The sequence below is a fragment of the Agarivorans sp. DSG3-1 genome, assembly GCF_046774965.1.
Classification (GTDB): Bacteria; Pseudomonadota; Gammaproteobacteria; order Enterobacterales; family Celerinatantimonadaceae; genus Agarivorans.
The window spans coordinates 3,968,426-3,986,504 of the sequence record NZ_CP177241.1; the positions used below are offsets into that span (position 1 = coordinate 3,968,426).

Consider the following 18,079-nt stretch of genomic DNA (forward strand, 5'->3'; position numbering starts at 1 on the left):
TTAGCACAATTGTCGTGAGCAACGCCGCTCCCTTTCTATACTTAAGCTAATCCATATTAGTTGAGTTTAGACATGCGGCGTTTCCTTTTAGTACTTTCTCTATATTGGGTATGCGGGCAAAGTTACGCAGAGTTACCCAAGCTCAGCTACCTCAGCGAAGATGCCTACCCCATCAATTACCGAAGTAACAACGGCCAAGCGAGTGGGTTTTCGGTTGAGCTACTCAAGCTCATTTGGCAACAATTGGGTGAACCTGAGCACAGCGTGAAAATAATGCCTTGGGATAGAGCCTATTACTTACTCGGGCAAAAACCCAATACAGTGTTGTTTGCTACGGTACATACACCAAAACGTGACCCTTACTTTAAATGGGTATGTGCTATCGATAACGTGAATATAGTTCTCATGGGCAATAACAAGCGTCATCCAAAGCTCTCCTCACTCAAACAACTCAACCACTTGAAAATTGGCGTATTACGCGCAGACGTAGGAGAACAAATTTTGCTAAACAATGGCATTGAAGACGAAAACCTAATGTTTAGCGACAGCTATCGCCATTTAATTAAGTTGTTGTTAGCTAAGCGGGTTGATTTTATCGCTGGCTCAGAGCAAACCATTAGGCACGCGGCCAAACAAAACAATTACTCATTAAAACACTACGAAGTAAGCTGGGTACTTCAAGAGCAAGAACTTTGCTACGCCTTTAATAATGCTGTCGACGACGCTGTTATTGGGCAGTTTCAACGCGCCTTAGAGGAGGTAAAGCAAGGTAGCGCGTTTAAGCAAATACTCACGCGCTACCAGCAACAAAAACTCAACCATTGAGCTAGTTGGCTTTAGTCGACACACTTTTGATAAGAGTAATAACCGACATAACCACACCGCCAGCAACAATGCCTAACAAGGCATTGTAAGCAATGGGAGCAAACGCCCCCATAAGTGGAGACAATGCGCCTAAATTGCCAGCCCAGTGTTGAACATGATGAGTCCAATCAACAAACATGGGAATGCCATGGCTTAAAATACCGCCCCCCACTAAAAACATTGCGGCGGTACCCACTACGACTAAAAACTTCATGAGAATAGGCGCAAAACCTAGCAAGCCTTTACCCAATGTTTGTTGCAGTTGGCCGCCGTTATTTTTCTTAGCATGCTCAAGCAAGTATAAGCCAGCGTCATCTAGCTTTACTATGCCCGCCACTAAACCATAAACCCCAATGGTCATCGCAAAGGCAATACCCGTATCTGGGTTAACAGCGCGGCCTCGTTCACTGTCCCTAACGCAATAACGATAATCTCGGCAGATAAAATAAAATCGGTACGAATGGCACCTTTAATTTTATCCTTTTCAAAAGCCACTAAATCCACAGTGTCATCGGAGTTGGCTTGTAAGCGCTGGAGTTTGTTTTGTTGTTCATTATGAGTATGAGGAAATAACGCATGAAAGACTTTTTCAAAGCCTTCAAAGCATAAAAATAAACCGCCTATAATCAACAATATACTAATTGCCACTGGCAGAAAAACGCTTAAGGCTAAAGCACTTGGCACCAAGATTAATTTATTAGCAAAAGACCCTTTAGCGACCGCCCACACCACCGGTAATTCGCGGTCAGCTTTAACCCCCGACACCTGTTGGGCGTTAAGCGCTAAATCGTCACCCAACACTCCTGCGGTTTTCTTTGCCGCAACTTTAGTCATTAGCGCAACGTCATCTAACACTGCTGCAATGTCATCAAGCAATGCGATTAAACTTAAACCTGCCATCCTAATCCTTGGAATCGGTAAAAAAGAACTATCCTAACCAAAGCATTGTAGAGCGACTAGTGCTAATTAAAGATAATTTAATCAATTAGATTAATTACTTGGGTCCTACCAGCTAAGCTTTTGTTGAGTGTTGTATCAAGTTCACGCTTTAAGGATTGAGAGAGCTTTGAGTGGCTAAATATCGTCATCGGAGTTCGATTTTTGAGCTCATAGTGCTAGCATCAATACAACAAGGAAGGCAGTAATTACCTGTTTTTTTGAGAGTACAGCCAGCAGCTAGTTCTCAAAATTCATTGTTAGGAAGGGAGCCATTTTGCGAGCGATTTCTCTATATTGGAAGTGTCTATTCTTTGGCTTGCTAAGCCTCAATATGTTTAGTGCGAATGCGCAAGCAAACAATAATGTATTAGTGGTTCATTCCTATCACAACGAACACTTTTGGACCGGTTACTTAAAACAGGGCCTAGACACCTCATTCAAAGATGATGGTAATACCCGCTTGTTTCATGAATACATGGATGCCAAACGTTATCCCAACAGTGATTTCAGGCTAAGCTTTTTAAGCTACCTAGAGACTAAATACGCCAATACCCCTTTAGATGTTATCGTGATTTCTGATGACCCTGCCTTCAACCTTATTAGAAATAATAGAAAACAATTTTTTAGCACAGTACCAATTGTATATTTGGGTATAAACCGCGTAACAGAACAAGTACTGAACGCACCTAATATGACAGGGATATTTGAAAATCGAGACATTGCTAACACTATTATTAGTATTAAACAACAAACTGGCCAAAATGAATTGGTGCTGGTAATAGATCCTAGCTCAACCGGTTTAGCTAATCTAGCCAAAGCAAAAACGGTGATAGGAAAACCAGGTGCACCCAGTAAAATTCACATTATCGAAACCTTAGCCGAGGATGAAATTGTTGATGTGTTTGCCAATATCAACAGCAACATTCCAGTATTACTGCTAGGCCAACTAACTAGCCCAGCACGAAACAACGCATTATTAAGCTGGAACGAAGGCACCCAACAATTAGCAACCTGGACTAACAACCCTATTTATACTCTTGCTATTACAACGCTGTCACACGGAGCGGTAGGCGCAGATGAACTAGACGGTCGACAACATGCTATGCGCGCAGCCGAATTAGCTAAGCGCATTTTAGCCGGTGAGTCGGTTGATGACATAGAGCCGATTACCCTCGCCCAAAGCCAGTGGATATTCAATTGGGAAAAACTACAAGAATATAATTACTCCGAAAAATCTCTACCTAAAGACGCAAAGATCATCAATAAGGAAGAAACCTTTTACCAAAAATACAAATTAATGGTGAGGCTGGTGGTCTCGGCTTTTGTAGTGTCTTTACTGATTATTATTTTATTGATGGAAATCATTCGCAGAGGCAGCATTACTCGACAACTACTAGCAGAAAATGAATCCCGTTATCGTGATTTGGCGAAAGCTGGAGCAAACATTTTTTGGGAAACCGATACAGAACAACGCTTTAGTTACCTGTCTGGTGATACTCGACCACTTTATGCAGCAGATGCAACACAGCTAATTGGTAAAACCTTATCTGAAATTTGCCGTTCCAAGCCCGAATTAAGCTTTCCTTGGCTTGAATATGAAAACGCAGTCGCCTATACCCAACCTTTAAATAACCTAACCTTTAAAGTTAAGTTACCCAGTAAAGATATAAAGATATTTCTGCTTAATGGTAAGCCGATCTTCGATAGCAGCAATAACTATATTGGTTATCGCGGGATCATCAAAGAAATTACCGCTGAGCACCTATTGAGTCAAAAGCTCGCCTATCAAGCAACTTATGATTCCCTCACCGGTTTAATTAACCGCGCCAGCTTTAATGAACAACTCAAGGCTTATGCCCAGCGTCATCAAGAAGAAAGCCAAAATTGTTACTTATGTTTCCTAGATTTAGACCGCTTTAAATTGGTAAACGATACTGCAGGGCATTTAATTGGTGATGCTATGTTGGCCGAAGTAGCAACGGTAATTAGCCAATGCATAAACAAACAAGATCTTATAGGGCGCTTGGGTGGCGACGAATTTGGCATTATTTTAGTCAGTAAAAGCCAAGCAGAAGCGCAAGCCTTATGTGAGCGCTTTATTGCTCAGGTAAACGCGTATCGCTTCCATTGGAATAAACGCTTATTCAACGTGGGTGTTAGCATTGGCATGGTACCGATTACTGGCGCGTTAAATGAAACCGAGTTGCTCAGCAAAGCTGATTTATCTTGTTACAGAGCCAAGGAAGAAGGTCGTGGCCGGGTATATATTGCAGATTTGGATAATGATGATTTGTTCGATGAAGCCAAACAAATGGGCTACATCGCAAACGTAGCTCAGGCTATAGAGCAAAACCAGTTTTATTTAGTGAAGCAAGTGATTGCCCCACTTGATAAAAACTCCGATTCAAAACACTACGAAATGCTAATTCGTTACCGTGATGAACACGGCAACATCATTCCACCTAACTTGTTTATACCTGCGGCAGAAAAACACAGTGTAATCACCATTATCGACCAATGGGTGCTTGAAACAGTGTTTAAGCGCTACCACCAGTATTTCCCTGATGGCAATACAGTAGTGTCGATCAATTTATCTGGAATTAGTTTAAGCAACGATGAGTTTGTAAATAAAGTCGTTGAATTGGTTAAACACTCTTCCATAAACCCCAAAAACATTTGCTTTGAAATTACCGAAACCGCCGCCATTTCTCAACTCACTAGAGCCTTAGAATTTATGCGAGAAATGAAGGCTTTAGGGATCCGCTTTGCCTTAGATGACTTTGGCAGTGGTGCTTCGTCCTTTGGTTATTTAAAAAGCTTACCGGTGGATTATTTGAAAATTGACGGTAGCTTAATCATTAACATTGTTAGCGAAGCCACCGATCGAGCCATTGTAGAATCAATTAACGCTATTGCTCACATGATGAATATGAAAACCGTGGCTGAGTTTGTTGAAAACCAAGAAATTCAAAATGTATTAGCAGAGATTGGGGTGGATTATGTGCAGGGATATGGCATAGGAAAACCGCAACCTTGCAATCCAATAAACTAAAGCGAGCCATTGGCTCGCTGTAGTTTCTTCTCTAGGTTCAATCTAGTTCAAAAACGGCTAATTAAACAGCCCATCACCAAAACTCACACTAAAGTCTCGGCACCACACACTAATCCCTCCAAGATCATCCAGTTGATTGGCGCTGGCCAAATTTAAGCTCAGCCTATCGTTATTATAAATTGGTCCATTAATAGTACTACCAATGTTAAAACCGCCTACATTGTAGTTGCTGGTTGGTGCGCCATAAAACAGTACGTCAGGGCCACCACCATCATAATTAAACGCAGTAACCTCTAATGTACAATTATCAACAATTTCTACTCGGCCACTTACGCCATGTGCTTTAGTATCTAAAATTGCTACTTGGCCAACTTTTGGGTGGTCGGCAGCATTACAATTGTAGGTTTGGCTAAGATTAATACTTTCAACATAACTCGCGATATCGGCTAGATCAGCGTTACCCAGCCTCTGCTCACTCCAAAATGGCATATTCCCTTCGACCAAATTAGTAAAGTAGGCGCTACTCGATGGCCCCGAATTACGTACTTTAGTGGCCACTTGCGCCGCGCTTAAACTAGAGCCATGTAAACTATTGGCTAAGTGACTACCGCTTGCATTATCGCCATGACAAGTAGCACAGGTTTGATTAAACAATTGCTCGCCATTGTTTGAGTCAGCGCCGCTAAAATCACTAATTGCCGCCACTTGATTAAAACTGACTTCATCAGCAACCGAACCATCACTAAAGCTTTGCAAGTATTGCTGTAATGCCCCCCACTGCTCGCTGGTATCGCTATAGGTATTGGCATCCATCCAATCTACCCTACAGTTGTTTACAGCATCAATTAACTCACTAAAGCTGCCGTTATAGAAGGCATTACGATTTACTACATTACGTAATGAGTGAGCCGGACGATGCAATTGCTGGTCATCCAAACCTTGGCTATCTTCAGCAATGGCATGACAAGTACTACAAGAAAACTGATTGCCACCAGCGTCAGCTTGAGTAAACAACTGCTGACCAGTTAAAGACTGAGCTGGAGCGTCACTTCCACCCCCGCCACCGCAGGCGACCAGTATTAGGCTTATAGATATCACCGTTAGCGAATGAAGTTTAGGTAAAAATGGATTAAACATCGGCAGTCCTTTGCTCAGCTTTTTGTTTTAACGTTGTTATTAAACGCTAACAAAGGCTTCTGCAAGCAACAAGCTCAGAACGCAAATGTTATCAAATTGTGATAACTACAAATAAAAAAGCCACCCTAGGAGGGTGGCTTTTTATCACAATCATTCGATTTACAGCTGAGCATTAAATCTCGCTAAGCCAGCCTCTAAATCGGCGATAAGATCAGCGGTGTCTTCTAGACCAATATGAACACGGATTAAGGTGCCACTCGCATGCCACTGAGTGGCAGTGCGAAGCTTATCAACGCCATTAACTCCCATTATTAAGCTTTCATATCCACCCCAAGAATAGCCCATCTTAAAGTGTTCCATTCCATCAAGTAATGCCGTTAAGGCTGCTTGATTGCCTCCTTTCATAACAAAAGAAAACAAACCACAAGCACCCTGAAAATCACGCTTGAAAAACTCGTTCCCCGGGCAGCTTGCTAATGCCGGATGGCGAACATGATCAACATCCTCACGGGTAGCCAGCCAATTGGCTACTTCTAAAGCATTTTTCTCATGCTGAGCTAAACGAACACCTAAGGTGCGCATGCCGCGCATGGCCAAATAAACATCATCAGGCGAGGTGCACTGCCCTAATAAATAAGAGTTCTCTCTAAGTTGGTCCCAACAGCGCTTATTAGCAACGGCTGTACCTAGCATTACATCAGAATGGCCCACTATGTATTTAGTAGCCGCTTGAATAGAGATATCAATATCAAAATCAAAAGGACTAAAGTTAAGTGGTGATGCCCACGTATTATCAAGCATCACCACAATATTTTGCTCTGCGGCGCGTGCTGCTGCCACTATTGCAGGTGAGTCTTGCACCTCCATAGTGAGAGAACCAGGGGATTCTAGAAAGATGACTTTGGTATTGGCTTGAATAAGTGCACTAATACCAGCACCAATCAAGGGATCGTAATAGGTGGTTTCAATACCGTAGCGAGTTAGCAACTTCTCGCATAAATCTCGTGTAGGTTCATAAGCAGTATCCACCATCAGCAGGTGGTCGCCGTGTTGTAAAAACGACAACAATGCACCACTTATCGCAGCCGTTCCACAAGGGTAAAGCGCACAACCTTCTCCACCTTCAATCTCTACCATTGCTTCTTGAAAAGCAAAATGAGTTTGAGTGCCTCTACGCCCATAAAACAGGGTTTTATCGTGACGTTTAGCGGTTGCTTGTTTCATCTCTTTAACGCTGTTGAACACAACCGTAGAACCGCGAGAAACCGGCGGATTTACAAGGCCTTGAGTCCATTTTTTATCGCGTCCAGCACTGACAATTTTGGTTGATTTTTTCATCATAAAGACATCCGAGTAGCAGCAACAAAAAACCAGCCCGTAGGCTGGTTATTAAGGGTATTGGCAATTAAACGCGAGGGGCTTTATTTAGCTCATCAACTACCATATCGCCAAAGGCGTCAGTGTCGATAAGTTTAGCATCTTCGCCTTTTGCCAAGTCTGGCGTGCCGTAACCATTGGCAAATACCGACTTCATTGCATGCCAAAGATTTTTAGCTTCTTGCTCCATGCCAAAGCTCATTTCTAGCATTAATGCTACTGAGCCAATCATTGAGTAAGGGTTAGCAATGTTTTTGCCCGCAATGTCTGGAGCACTGCCATGAGATGGCTCGTAGTAAGACTTATCAGGACCCATACACGCTGAAGGCATAAGGCCTAACGAACCTAAAATACCGCCGCCTTGGTCACTTAAAATGTCACCAAACATGTTTTCCATCACCATTACGTCAAACATACCTGGGTTTAAACATAGGTAGGTGGCTGCTGCATCTACCAAGATGTGCTTAACTTCTACATCTGGATAATCTACGGCAACTTCTTCTAAAATTTCGTTCCATAGTACGCTTGATTTCAATACGTTACTTTTATGGATATTGTGCATTACTTTTTTACGGCGTTGCGCAGTTTCAAAACCTACTTTTAGAATGTCGCGAATTTGGCCTTCATCATACTCAAGCACTTCACGCACGTAACGCTGACCATTTTCGTCTTTACCCATTTCTTTCTCGCCAAAGTACAAACCACCCACTAACTCACGAATGATCATGATGTCGATGCCTTCGCCAATCACTTCTTGTTTAAGAGGTGAAAAGTGAGCGAGTTCTTTTGGAAGGTAAACAGGGCGGAAGTTTGCGTAGGTATTGTAACGACGACGAAGCGGCAGTAAAGCGCCACGTTCAGGTTGTTCATCTACCGGGATTTTCTTTGAATCTTCATGATTTAAGCCAATAGTGCCTTTAAGAATGGCATCAGCTTCATCACAAATTTTGATGGTTTCAGCAGGGAAAGATTTACCCGTTTCAAAGTAGGCAACCGCACCAAATAAGGCTTCGTTAAGTTCAAATGCTACTTCTGGGTTACGCGCTTCAACCGCTTTAAGTACTTTGACCGCTTGCTTCATTACTTCAGGACCGATGCCGTCGCCGGCCAATAAGGCGATCTTATAGTTCTTCATTGTGTTTGCGTCTCCATTGCATTAGTTTATTTTTTTGATTGCCGCATCATAGCAAAACCAGCGCAAGGGTAAACCACAGATCGAGCTTTTCAACTGCGAATCTGGCGAAACTAGTTATCTAAATCAGTTTTGTTACGAATATTATGTTCACGAAGTTTATTGGCAATTGCGGTATGCGAAAGACCCAGTTTTTTGGCCAGTAGTCGTGAGCTTGGGTGTTGTGGATAATGATAACTCAGTAAAAGGTGCTCAAACTCGCCCATTGCTGAGTGGTAGTCTTGCTGCAACAAGCTCTCTATACTGACGTTATCCACCACTTTTTCATGATGATACTTAATATCACTCACTTGCCAGCGCTTTAAGCTGCCTACTTCTAAAGAGTCTTGTAATACTTGGTATAGCTGCGGAATATTGCCCGGCCAACTCAAGGAACTCAAGTAACGCTTTACCTCGCGCCCTAATGGAGGAGACACTTCTTGATGCTTAGCTGATTGGAAGTCTAACCAAGACTGCGCCAAGGGCACAATGTCTTCTTTACGTTGTCGTAATGGAGGCACACTAATACTATTTTTGATGATCGAATAATAATAATCGCCCCCCCACAACGCGGCTAATTGCTCTGGACTATAACGGCTTGAAAACAACAAGTGTTTGATACCGAGCTGCGGCGCAGTGAGCGAACTAACTGCATCTTCTATTTCATTACTTTTCAAACGTTCAATATTGGTGAGCAGAACTGTATTAGGTTGCTCGGCGGCAATTTCAGCCAACTGTTCAGAGAGACTGTATTCTTGGCTATGGCAACTAACAGAATAAAAACGTTCGTCACTGCCCATAGAAAGCTCATTAAGTAAGCGCGCTAAAAAGCGCTTACCAACGCCTGCTTCACCAAACAATAAGGTGGGCATAGGGTGGTCAACTAAACGTTTTAAACTATTGAGAACATTATTGGTTTCGTCACTGCTGGCCACTAAGCGGCCTTCGCTAATACCTAATTCAATTTGCGATAAATCAAAACTAGCTTCTAACCAGTGCGCTGACTTAAACAGCATAATAGCGCCAGGCAGATGTGAGAATAATGCGGTTTCTGAGAGAGGGATAATGTCGGCCATATAAACCCGACCGCTAAGCTGGATCTCTACTAATTCGCGCTTGCCTGAGCCACTGCCAAACCAGCGCTGCACACTAAAGCCTCGCAAAAACTTACTAATGTCGCTATTAGATAAAGGCTGTTGGGTATCTCCACAAGATTGCTCAAAGGCTTGATTGAATTGACGAATTTGACCAAGTTTGTCGATAAGCACTACCGGATACGGCACGTTATCGAGCAGAATTTGTACTTCTTTATGCTCTACTTCTGAAGGTAAGGCCGATACAATTCGCGCATCAGACACACCATTTAAGTAGCGAAACTCACTAAGTAATTGTTGAGTAAGGGGAAGTTCAAGTTCAGTAAGGTGGAGGAATAAATGCCCACTGTCTACACTTTGCATCGCTTGCAGGGCCAAGCCATGTTTAACCAGTACAGCCAATACTGCGCTAAAAACTTGGGTGTTTTGCTCACAGTTTAGCTCTATGCGCATAACGCGCCTGCTTTTAGTTTTAGCGACCGAGACAGTAACTGGAGTGCCTGCAAAAACTCACAGCTGCACCACATACCGCCCTCTCCTACAATCCATACTAAACGCAAAAAACTCTCCTATTGAGCAACTTATTACAGCTCGAAATCTATCGAAGCTTCTTTAGTCTAACCAAAAAAGCCAACATAACCCAAGCGTCATTTAACATTCACTTGAGTTATTTTGAACTGAACAAATTTATTTCACGTTTAACTTATAAGTTTTTGAACTGACTATGAAGTTCAAAATCACGCGCGGTAACCACCTTCTCAACTTTGCGTAAACGTTGCTCAAAGCCATCAAATTGATGCTCAAGTTCATTTATAGCTTGGCTTGGCGTTTCCCCTCGTTGCCACACTTTTGATTTAATTGTCACTGATTCGTCACTTTCTTGGTTACTAGGTCGCTTGTCCATAAACAGCCAAGCGGCACCATAGATAATCAGAAACAAACCTAAGTTAGTAATGGCAACGGTAACCGCAATAATGCGAATTAACCACGTTTCTGCGCCAAGGCTATGCGCTAATCCGGCACATACCCCCGCTATCTTTCCTTTACGAGGATCGCGATATAAAGGTTTATCAAACATTAGCGATCCCTCCAATGCGGTACACTTTCATCCAAAATGCTTTCTAAAGCCCGAATCCGAGCAGACATATCTTTGGCGCGTGTAGCGATGGCGTTTAATTGCTCTCGCTCTTGCTCACTAATGCCGTGTTCAACTTGTCGCTTGCTTTTGTAGTGCAGAATCAGCCACAAAGGAGCCACAATCGCCATAAACAATATTAACGGGGTTACCAATACAGTAAGCATATGCTCTCCTATTGTTGCTCTAACTTAGCTTTTAATTTACTCAGTTCTTCTGCGATTTCAGCATCGGCGCTCAACTCGGCAAATTGTTTATTTAAGTCTGGGTTATTACCATCGTTACCCAATACTTCTGCTTTTGCTTCTAGTTGATCAATCTTAGCTTGAAATTGCTCAAATTTTTCACGGGTTTTTAAAGCACGTTCGTTATCAAGTTGCTGTCTTACTGCATGACGGTTTTTAGCCGTGGTTTGTCTTGCGAGTAAACCAGCTTGACGATTTCGAGATTCGGTAAGTTTTAACTCAAGCTGTTCTATCTCTTGTTGTAACTGTAGCAAGCTATCGTCTACTAAGCTGAGCTCGTGTTGCTGGATCTTAATAGACTCCTGAACGTGCTTTTTCTCTACTAAGGCTAAACGCGCTAAATCTTCACGCTCACGACTAAGTGCTAACTCAGCTTTCCCCTGCCAATCATCAGCTTGCTGCTCTAAGATTTGGATTTTGCGAATCAGCTGCTTTTTATCGGCAAGTACTTTGGCCGTGCTGGCGCGCACCTCAACTAAAGTATCTTCCATTTCTTGAATGATTAAGCGCAACATTTTTTGTGGGTCTTCCGCCTTGTCTAACATGGCACTGATGTTGGCGTTAATGATGTCAGCTAAACGAGTGAACATTCCCATGGTATTTCCCCTTACGACTAAAAGTTAAACCGTTAATCATTACGGCTAAGTGTTATAGATTGACTAACTAGCTATAACAACTCTTGTGCCAACTATGTAAGCTCATGATATCTATATATTTAGATGAAAAGTGACAAATTCCCCGGTCGAAGTTATAGTTAAATTAACCAATAGTTAGTCTATATAGCCAATGAATAGCCCAAGTTTACTAGGTAATGCTCCCAGCTTTTTAGAAGTACTTGATAAGGTGTCTTTGCTTGCCCCACTTAACCGCCCAGTGTTAGTCATTGGCGAACGTGGGACCGGTAAGGAGCTGATTGCAGCGCGTTTACACTATTTGTCTGAGCGCTGGGACAAGCACTACCTAAGCCTAAACTGCGCTAGTTTAAATCCCAATTTGATTGAGTCTGAACTATTTGGTCATCAAGCTGGTGCATTTACCGGCGCCGCTCAGCAACGTATCGGGCGTTTTGAGCAAGCAGATAAAGGGAGCTTGTTTTTAGATGAGCTCGCCAACATGCCCTCTGAGGTGCAAGAAAAATTATTACGCACCATTGAATACAATCAAATCGAACGTCTTGGAAGTAATAAAACCATAGATGTTGATGTACGCTTAATCTGTGCAACTAACCAAGACCTTCCCAGTTTGGTCACCCAAGGTAAGTTTAGAGCCGACCTGTTAGACCGTTTATCTTTTGCGGTGATTACCCTACCGCCGCTTCGTCATAGAGCCGAAGACATTTGCTTATTAGCCGAACACTTCGCTCAAAAAATTGCCCACGAACTTAACTTAAACAATCGAGTTAGTTTCACTACACTGGTTAAACAACAACTCGAAGCCTACTCGTGGCCAGGTAATATTCGCGAGTTAAAAAATGTAGTAGAGCGCGCTGTAGTTGAAAATAGCAATGCTAAGGGGCAAGTAGAGGCGATTAACGTTGACCCTTTTGCTTCACCTTGGCGCCCAGCAACAGAGCTAAACAATCATAGCCAAGTTGCCCATTCGCACTTAGGTTTTACTCAGCAAGTCACTGAGTTTGAAAAAAAACTTATTATCGATACCTTAGAAAAACACCATTATAAACAAACCCTTTGCGCTCAAGCCTTAGAGATCAGCTACCATCAACTAAGGGGTTTGATCAAGAAACATCAAATTAATACCCAAGGCTAAGTCCATCATTGGTTGAGATAAGCAGATGGTTAATGTTAAATTATCAAGCAGTTATCAGGATATCAGCCTCACATGAATGCATTCTCATTCGGCACAATGATGTGTCTAAGTTTTTTGCTGCTTGGTTGTGAACAGCAACAAGACGTAAAAAAACTCGGCTTGGTGTATTGCACCGAGACCGCTCCGCACACATTTAATCCACAATTAGAAAGTTCAATGAATGCTATTGCGGTGACTTCTCGGCATTTATACGACCGCCTAATTGAAGTAGACCCTATCACTCAACAACTGGTAGGTGGCGTGGCTAACAATTGGCACATTAGTGAAGACCGCTTACATTATCGCTTCGACTTACGACAAGGTATTCATTTTCATAAAACCGATTACTTCTCTCCAAGCCGTAATTTGAATGCTGATGATGTAATGCTTAGCTTTGAGCGAATTTTAAACCCTGAGCACCCGCTTTATATTTTAGCCAATGGCGATTATCCTTTTTTCAATAACATTGGCTTTGGCAACAATATTCAATCCTTAGACAAGCTATCTAATAGCAGCATCGAATTTGTACTAAAAAAACCTGACGCAGCTTTTTTGGCAAATCTGGCCAGCGATTACGCGGTTATTTTGTCCGCAGAATACGCCCAACAGCTGAATGACAAAAATCAGCTAGGTTTACTCGATCAGCAACCGATTGGTAGCGGCCCATTTTATTACGCCAGCCAACGTAAAGATCACTTTATTCGTTACTACCGCCATTGGCTGCATTGGCGTGGCGCCCCACCTATGCAGCAGTTGGTATTTGATATCACTCCTACGTCTTCTATTCGTTTGGCCAAATTACTGACAGGCCAATGCGATATAATGGCTCAACCAGCTGCCAATCAATTAGAAGTGCTTAAAGAACGAGATGACTTGTTGGTGTCGGTTCAGGCGGGATTAAATGTCTCTTATTTAGCCTTTAATACTCAAAAGCCACCGTTTGCCGATGTGCGCGTTAGGCGCAATGTAGCAGGCTTAATCAACAAACAACGAATTGTAGATTCCGTTTACTTGAATACTGCTGAAATTGCCGATGGAATGTTATCCGCTTCCTCTTGGGCCTATCGCCACCAAGCTCGCTCACCAGAGCAAGATTTTTTGGTATACCCCTATATCGAAAAAGCCAAACAACAACCGATTGAATTGTGGGTACTCAATGAAGCGAAAAGTTATAACCCACAGCCCCACAAAACCGCAGAACTAATACGTAATGATTTGGTGAAAGATGGTTACCAAGTAAACGTTAGGTTATTTGATTGGGAAGTGCTTCGCCGTTACTTACTGGCTCCAAGTGTTAACTACGATATGCTGCTAGTGGGTTGGTCTACCGATAATAGCGACCCCGATGATTTTTTCCGTCAACAATTTGCTTGTGAAGCGGTAGAACAAGGTTACAACTATAGCCGTTGGTGTAATGGGCACTTCGAACAGCTGCTCGATGCTGCCACCACCTCACCGCGATTAGCAGACCGCGTGAGAAGTTACTACAAAATTCAAGAAATTATTGAGCAAGATGTGCCCGTACTTCCCTTAACCCATGCGCTTAAAATGTACTCGTATAATAACAGTGTCAGTGGCATTACATGGAATCCATACGGAGGCGTTTCTTTTAGCAGCGCCTATAGGAAGTAAGCCATGTTACGTTACTTTATTCGTCGAATTAACCTACTGGTGATTACCTTTTTAATCATCAACTTAATTGCGTTTTTCTTTCAGAAGAATCAAACCATCTTTATTGAAACAGACGGTAATTGGTTAAGCCAGTACCTGGTTTTTGTATGGAATAACCTCAACGGCGACTTGGGTGTATCTAGCGTTACTGGCAAACCAGTATTTGATGAACTGATTAGCTTTTTACCCGCTACTTTAGAGTTGTGCTTTTCAGCTTTTTTGCTGTCTTTTATTGTGGGTATTCCACTGGGTACGTTAGCGGGTATTTATCACCAGCACTGGATTAGAAACCTAATCCTTAGCGTTACAATGGTGGGCTACAGTATTCCGGTATTTTGGTTAGCCTTACTATTGGTGATGAACTCGTCACTGTTATTAGGTTGGTTCCCGGTATCTGGTCGTTACGATTTACTGTTAGAGATCCCTCAAATTACCGGTTTTGGCATCATCGATGTCATGTGGTTAGAACCTCAAGCGCGTTGGCCAGCCTTAATGAGCATCGTTAGCCATTTAGCCTTACCTACTCTTGTATTAGCGGTAGTGCCCACAACAGAAGTAATACGCCAGTTATCCAACTCAATGGCGAAGGTGATGAGCGAAAACTATATTAAAGCTGCAGCGACCAAAGGGCTATCAAAATGGCAAATAGTGACACGCCACGCTTTACATAACGCCTTGCCGCCCATTTTACCCAGCTTAGGCCTTCAATTTGGTAACGTGCTTACCATGGCAATGGTTCTTGAAGTGGTGTTTGCCTGGCCGGGCATTGGACGTTGGTTAATATCCAGTATTTACCAACAAGATTATGTGGCGATTCAAGGGGGTATGTTGGCTGTAGCCACTTTGGTAATTATTACCTTTGTACTCACCGATTTGTTTACCGCGCTAATACATCCATTACGCCGAAGAGAAGTTTATGCTCAACACTAATGTATTTGCAGAAACGACCATCTCTAGCGCTCTCCAACGTGTATTAGAGCGTTTTAAAGATAACTCCATTGCAATGATTGGCTTTTGGGTACTGCTGGGTTTTGTTGCCTTAGCGCTGTTTGGCCCGCTGATTGCGCCTTATACCTTAGATTTTCAAAGTGATAATTTATTACAGCCGCCTTCGTGGAATCAAAGCGGTCACGTTGATAATTTTTTTGGCACCGATGATTTAGGTCGTGATGTTTTAAGCCGCCTCATCTACGGCTGCCAGCTCACCTTTGGTGGCGGCTTAATTGTTGTTACCTTTGCGGCGCTAATTGGAATTCCTTTAGGCATCTTTTCAGGCATGAGCCGTGGCGTAAAATCTAGCGTTTTACACCATGTGATGGACACGGCCTTATCCATACCTTCGCTGCTTATTGCCATTATGGTAGTATCGTTTTTGGGTACGGGTTTAGAGAACACCTTAATCGCTATCGCTTTAGCACAAATTCCCCAGTTTATTCGATTCACTTACATTGCGGTTTCTACCGAAATTCAAAAAGAGTACATTACCGCAATTAGACTTGATGGTGCGACCAACTATCGAATTTTAAAACACGGCGTATTACCCAATATTGCTGACTCAATCGTGTTTCAAATAAGCCGTAGTTTCTCTTCATCGTTAATTGATATTACCGCCCTAGGTTTTATTGGCATTGGCGCACAGGCTCCACTGCCCGAGTGGGGTGCAATGTTAGGGGGGAGTAAAGATTTACTATTCTCAGCCCCCTGGACCGTTACCCTACCCGGCTTTGTTATTATGACCAGTATCTTAAGTGTAAACATGGTAGGCGAAGGTTTACGCCAAGCGATGTTAGAAGGAGTCGACTAATGGCCTTACTAGACATTCGTAACCTGACTATCGAAATTGATACTCCCACCGGCAAAGTTAAGGCGGTAGACCGCGTTAGCTTAACCATGGCTGAAGGCGAAATTAAAGCTTTAGTGGGTGAGTCAGGTTCTGGTAAAAGTTTAATTGCTAAAGCCTTACTAGGAGTCACCAAACCCAGCTGGACTATAAAAGCTGACAGAATGCGCCTAGGTGATGTAGATCTTCTTCAGCTCACGACTAAGCAACGGCGCAAGGTACTCGGTCACGAAATAGCGATGATCTTTCAGGAACCGAGTTCTTGTTTAGATCCCTCAGAAGAAGTGGGTAAACAAATTGAAGAAGCGATCCCTTGCCACAATATCAAAGGGGGGTTTTGGCGCCGTTTTCAATGGCGGAAAAAACAGGCGCAAGCCTTGTTGCATAAGGTAGGCGTTAAAGACCACCATAAAGTAATGCGCAGTTATCCTTATGAACTGTCTGATGGTTTATGCCAGAAAGTAATGATTGCCATGGCCATTGCTGGGCAACCCAAGCTGTTAGTCGCTGATGAACCAACTACCGCGATGGAGGTCACTACTGCCAGCCAAATTCTTCGCTTGCTGCACAAACTCAATAAGCTTAACAATACGGCTATTTTGTTAATTAGCCATGACTTGAATACTCTCTCCGATTTAGCCGATACAATTAGCGTGATTTATTGTGGCCAAATGGTGGAGGTTGGACGCTCAGAACAAGTGGTAGGCAATAGTCACCATCCATATACCAATGCTTTGCTTAGTTCAGCACCTAAATTCAGCCAACCTTTCGATAGAAAAGCTCTACTCCCAGGGTTGCCTGGCTCTATTCCAGCACTGCAGCATTTGCCTATTGGTTGCCGGCTAGGCCCCCGCTGCCCTAAAGCCCAACGTAAATGCGTAACTCAACCTAAATTAAAGAAAGTAAAAGGCCATCAATATGCTTGCCACTACCCGCTCAATATTGAAAAAAAGGTCACTGTGAATGGCTAACCTTTTACACGTTAAAAACTTATCGCAGCACGTGTATGTGCATAAAGGTTGGTTAAGTCGCCAACGTTTTGCTGCAATAGATGATATTAGCTTTGACCTCAATATGGGTGAAAGCTTGGCAATTATAGGTGAATCAGGCTCTGGGAAATCTAGCCTAGCCAAAGTACTCGCCGGCATTAATAAACCCAGTAGCGGTGATATTTTTGTAAATGGCGAGGCCTTAAAGTATGGAGATTATACTCGCCGCTGCCGCTTAATAAGGATGATTTTCCAGGACCCTACCAGCTCTTTAAACCCCCGTTCTAACATTGGCCGGATCCTCTCTGCACCACTAATGTTAAATACCGGCCTAAGCACCGAGGAGCAACAACAAAAGGTTGTAGCTACTTTGAAACTGGTAGGTTTACTTGAAGAACATGCTGAGTTTTATCCCAACATGCTATCGAGTGGTCAAAAACAGCGCATAGCGGTAGCTCGAGCGCTGATTCTAAGTCCGAAGATTATTGTTATTGACGAAAGTATTGCGGCACTCGATGTATCGGTAAGAGCGCAAATCATTAACTTGCTAATTGAATTACAACAACGCTTTGCGATCAGCTATGTTTTCGTCTCTAACGATTTGGGATTGGTGCGTCACTTTTCCGATAAAGTATTGGTAATGCAGCAAGGAAAAGCCGTTGAATTCAGGCCAACGGAGCTATTTTTTACTCAGCCCGAACACGAGCTGAGTCAACGTTTATTAAATGCCTACCAAGATGCTTTCCGTAAATAACATCG

The 18,079-nt window shown here is 42.9% G+C and carries 15 protein-coding genes and 1 pseudogene; 8 read left to right on the top strand and 8 right to left on the bottom strand.

Annotated elements, in window-relative coordinates; genetic code table 11:
- Positions 1 to 72 precede the first annotated feature (72 nt).
- Positions 73 to 825: a substrate-binding periplasmic protein gene (locus ACLD71_RS18400; RefSeq protein ID WP_411991594.1), complete on the top strand. Its 753-nt coding sequence runs from the start codon at positions 73 to 75 to the stop codon at positions 823 to 825.
- 1 nt (position 826) lies between these two features.
- Here the strand turns inward: ACLD71_RS18400 and ACLD71_RS18405 are convergent.
- Positions 827 to 1,764, bottom strand: a pseudogene (locus tag ACLD71_RS18405) (DUF808 domain-containing protein).
- A gap of 313 nt (positions 1,765 to 2,077) precedes the next feature.
- On the opposite strand from ACLD71_RS18405, the gene ACLD71_RS18410 reads away from it, so the two are divergent.
- Complete coding sequence (locus tag ACLD71_RS18410) at positions 2,078 to 4,855, top strand: EAL domain-containing protein (RefSeq protein ID WP_411991595.1); 2,778 nt, start codon at positions 2,078 to 2,080, stop codon at positions 4,853 to 4,855.
- A gap of 57 nt (positions 4,856 to 4,912) precedes the next feature.
- On the opposite strand, the gene ACLD71_RS18415 is transcribed toward ACLD71_RS18410, so the two are convergent.
- The 7 genes from ACLD71_RS18415 to pspA form a co-directional block, all read right to left on the bottom strand.
- Positions 4,913 to 5,992 (bottom strand): DM13 domain-containing protein, encoded by a 1,080-nt coding sequence (locus ACLD71_RS18415; RefSeq protein WP_411991596.1) that lies wholly within the window; start codon positions 5,990 to 5,992, stop codon positions 4,913 to 4,915.
- Positions 5,993 to 6,151: 159 nt separating this feature from the next.
- Complete coding sequence (locus ACLD71_RS18420) at positions 6,152 to 7,330, bottom strand: cystathionine beta-lyase (protein WP_201798783.1); 1,179 nt, start codon at positions 7,328 to 7,330, stop codon at positions 6,152 to 6,154.
- A gap of 67 nt (positions 7,331 to 7,397) precedes the next feature.
- On the bottom strand, positions 7,398 to 8,504 hold the full coding sequence (leuB, locus tag ACLD71_RS18425; RefSeq protein ID WP_411991597.1) for a 3-isopropylmalate dehydrogenase: 1,107 nt from the start codon (positions 8,502 to 8,504) through the stop codon (positions 7,398 to 7,400).
- A gap of 110 nt (positions 8,505 to 8,614) precedes the next feature.
- Positions 8,615 to 10,087 carry a TyrR/PhhR family helix-turn-helix DNA-binding protein gene (locus ACLD71_RS18430; RefSeq protein WP_137675231.1) on the bottom strand — a complete coding sequence of 491 codons (1,473 nt, stop codon included), beginning with the start codon at positions 10,085 to 10,087 and terminating at the stop codon, positions 8,615 to 8,617.
- Between the two features lie 250 nt (positions 10,088 to 10,337).
- Positions 10,338 to 10,712: an envelope stress response membrane protein PspC gene (gene pspC / locus ACLD71_RS18435; RefSeq protein ID WP_137675230.1), complete on the bottom strand. Its 375-nt coding sequence runs from the start codon at positions 10,710 to 10,712 to the stop codon at positions 10,338 to 10,340.
- Positions 10,712 to 10,936: an envelope stress response membrane protein PspB gene (gene pspB / locus ACLD71_RS18440; RefSeq protein WP_137675229.1), complete on the bottom strand. Its 225-nt coding sequence runs from the start codon at positions 10,934 to 10,936 to the stop codon at positions 10,712 to 10,714. Before pspB ends, pspC begins: the two co-directional genes overlap by 1 nt.
- Before the next feature lie 8 nt (positions 10,937 to 10,944).
- A complete protein-coding gene (gene pspA, locus ACLD71_RS18445; RefSeq protein ID WP_411991598.1) occupies positions 10,945 to 11,610 on the bottom strand; it encodes a phage shock protein PspA in 666 nt (221 codons plus the stop codon).
- A 190-nt stretch (positions 11,611 to 11,800) separates the two neighbouring features.
- On the opposite strand from pspA, the gene pspF reads away from it, so the two are divergent.
- From pspF to ACLD71_RS18475, 6 genes are all read left to right on the top strand, one after another.
- The gene (pspF, locus tag ACLD71_RS18450) at positions 11,801 to 12,781 is read left to right on the top strand and encodes a phage shock protein operon transcriptional activator (protein WP_411991599.1); all 981 of its coding nucleotides are present in this window, start codon (positions 11,801 to 11,803) and stop codon (positions 12,779 to 12,781) included.
- 72 nt (positions 12,782 to 12,853) lie between these two features.
- The gene (locus tag ACLD71_RS18455) at positions 12,854 to 14,452 is read left to right on the top strand and encodes an ABC transporter substrate-binding protein (RefSeq protein ID WP_411991600.1); all 1,599 of its coding nucleotides are present in this window, start codon (positions 12,854 to 12,856) and stop codon (positions 14,450 to 14,452) included.
- A gap of 3 nt (positions 14,453 to 14,455) precedes the next feature.
- Entirely contained in the window at positions 14,456 to 15,421 is a 966-nt protein-coding gene (locus ACLD71_RS18460) for an ABC transporter permease (protein WP_411991601.1), read from the top strand.
- Positions 15,408 to 16,295 (top strand): ABC transporter permease subunit, encoded by an 888-nt coding sequence (locus tag ACLD71_RS18465; protein ID WP_137675224.1) that lies wholly within the window; start codon positions 15,408 to 15,410, stop codon positions 16,293 to 16,295. The genes ACLD71_RS18460 and ACLD71_RS18465 overlap by 14 nt, the downstream gene beginning before the upstream one ends.
- Entirely contained in the window at positions 16,295 to 17,302 is a 1,008-nt protein-coding gene (locus ACLD71_RS18470) for an oligopeptide/dipeptide ABC transporter ATP-binding protein (RefSeq protein ID WP_137675223.1), read from the top strand. The genes ACLD71_RS18465 and ACLD71_RS18470 overlap by 1 nt, the downstream gene beginning before the upstream one ends.
- Positions 17,295 to 18,074, top strand: a complete 780-nt coding sequence (locus ACLD71_RS18475) for an ATP-binding cassette domain-containing protein (protein ID WP_137675222.1) — start codon at positions 17,295 to 17,297, stop codon at positions 18,072 to 18,074. The genes ACLD71_RS18470 and ACLD71_RS18475 overlap by 8 nt, the downstream gene beginning before the upstream one ends.
- Positions 18,075 to 18,079: the final 5 nt, after the last annotated feature.

Coding starts and splice junctions, on each gene's coding strand:
- ACLD71_RS18400 (WP_411991594.1), top strand. CDS start 73: ATGCGGCGTTTCCTTTTAGTACTTTCTCTATATTGGGTATGCGGGCAA.
- ACLD71_RS18415 (WP_411991596.1), bottom strand. CDS start 5,992: ATGTTTAATCCATTTTTACCTAAACTTCATTCGCTAACGGTGATATCT.
- ACLD71_RS18420 (WP_201798783.1), bottom strand. CDS start 7,330: ATGAAAAAATCAACCAAAATTGTCAGTGCTGGACGCGATAAAAAATGG.
- leuB (WP_411991597.1), bottom strand. CDS start 8,504: ATGAAGAACTATAAGATCGCCTTATTGGCCGGCGACGGCATCGGTCCT.
- ACLD71_RS18430 (WP_137675231.1), bottom strand. CDS start 10,087: ATGCGCATAGAGCTAAACTGTGAGCAAAACACCCAAGTTTTTAGCGCA.
- pspC (WP_137675230.1), bottom strand. CDS start 10,712: ATGTTTGATAAACCTTTATATCGCGATCCTCGTAAAGGAAAGATAGCG.
- pspB (WP_137675229.1), bottom strand. CDS start 10,936: ATGCTTACTGTATTGGTAACCCCGTTAATATTGTTTATGGCGATTGTG.
- pspA (WP_411991598.1), bottom strand. CDS start 11,610: ATGGGAATGTTCACTCGTTTAGCTGACATCATTAACGCCAACATCAGT.
- pspF (WP_411991599.1), top strand. CDS start 11,801: ATGAATAGCCCAAGTTTACTAGGTAATGCTCCCAGCTTTTTAGAAGTA.
- ACLD71_RS18455 (WP_411991600.1), top strand. CDS start 12,854: ATGAATGCATTCTCATTCGGCACAATGATGTGTCTAAGTTTTTTGCTG.
- ACLD71_RS18460 (WP_411991601.1), top strand. CDS start 14,456: ATGTTACGTTACTTTATTCGTCGAATTAACCTACTGGTGATTACCTTT.
- ACLD71_RS18465 (WP_137675224.1), top strand. CDS start 15,408: ATGCTCAACACTAATGTATTTGCAGAAACGACCATCTCTAGCGCTCTC.
- ACLD71_RS18470 (WP_137675223.1), top strand. CDS start 16,295: ATGGCCTTACTAGACATTCGTAACCTGACTATCGAAATTGATACTCCC.
- ACLD71_RS18475 (WP_137675222.1), top strand. CDS start 17,295: ATGGCTAACCTTTTACACGTTAAAAACTTATCGCAGCACGTGTATGTG.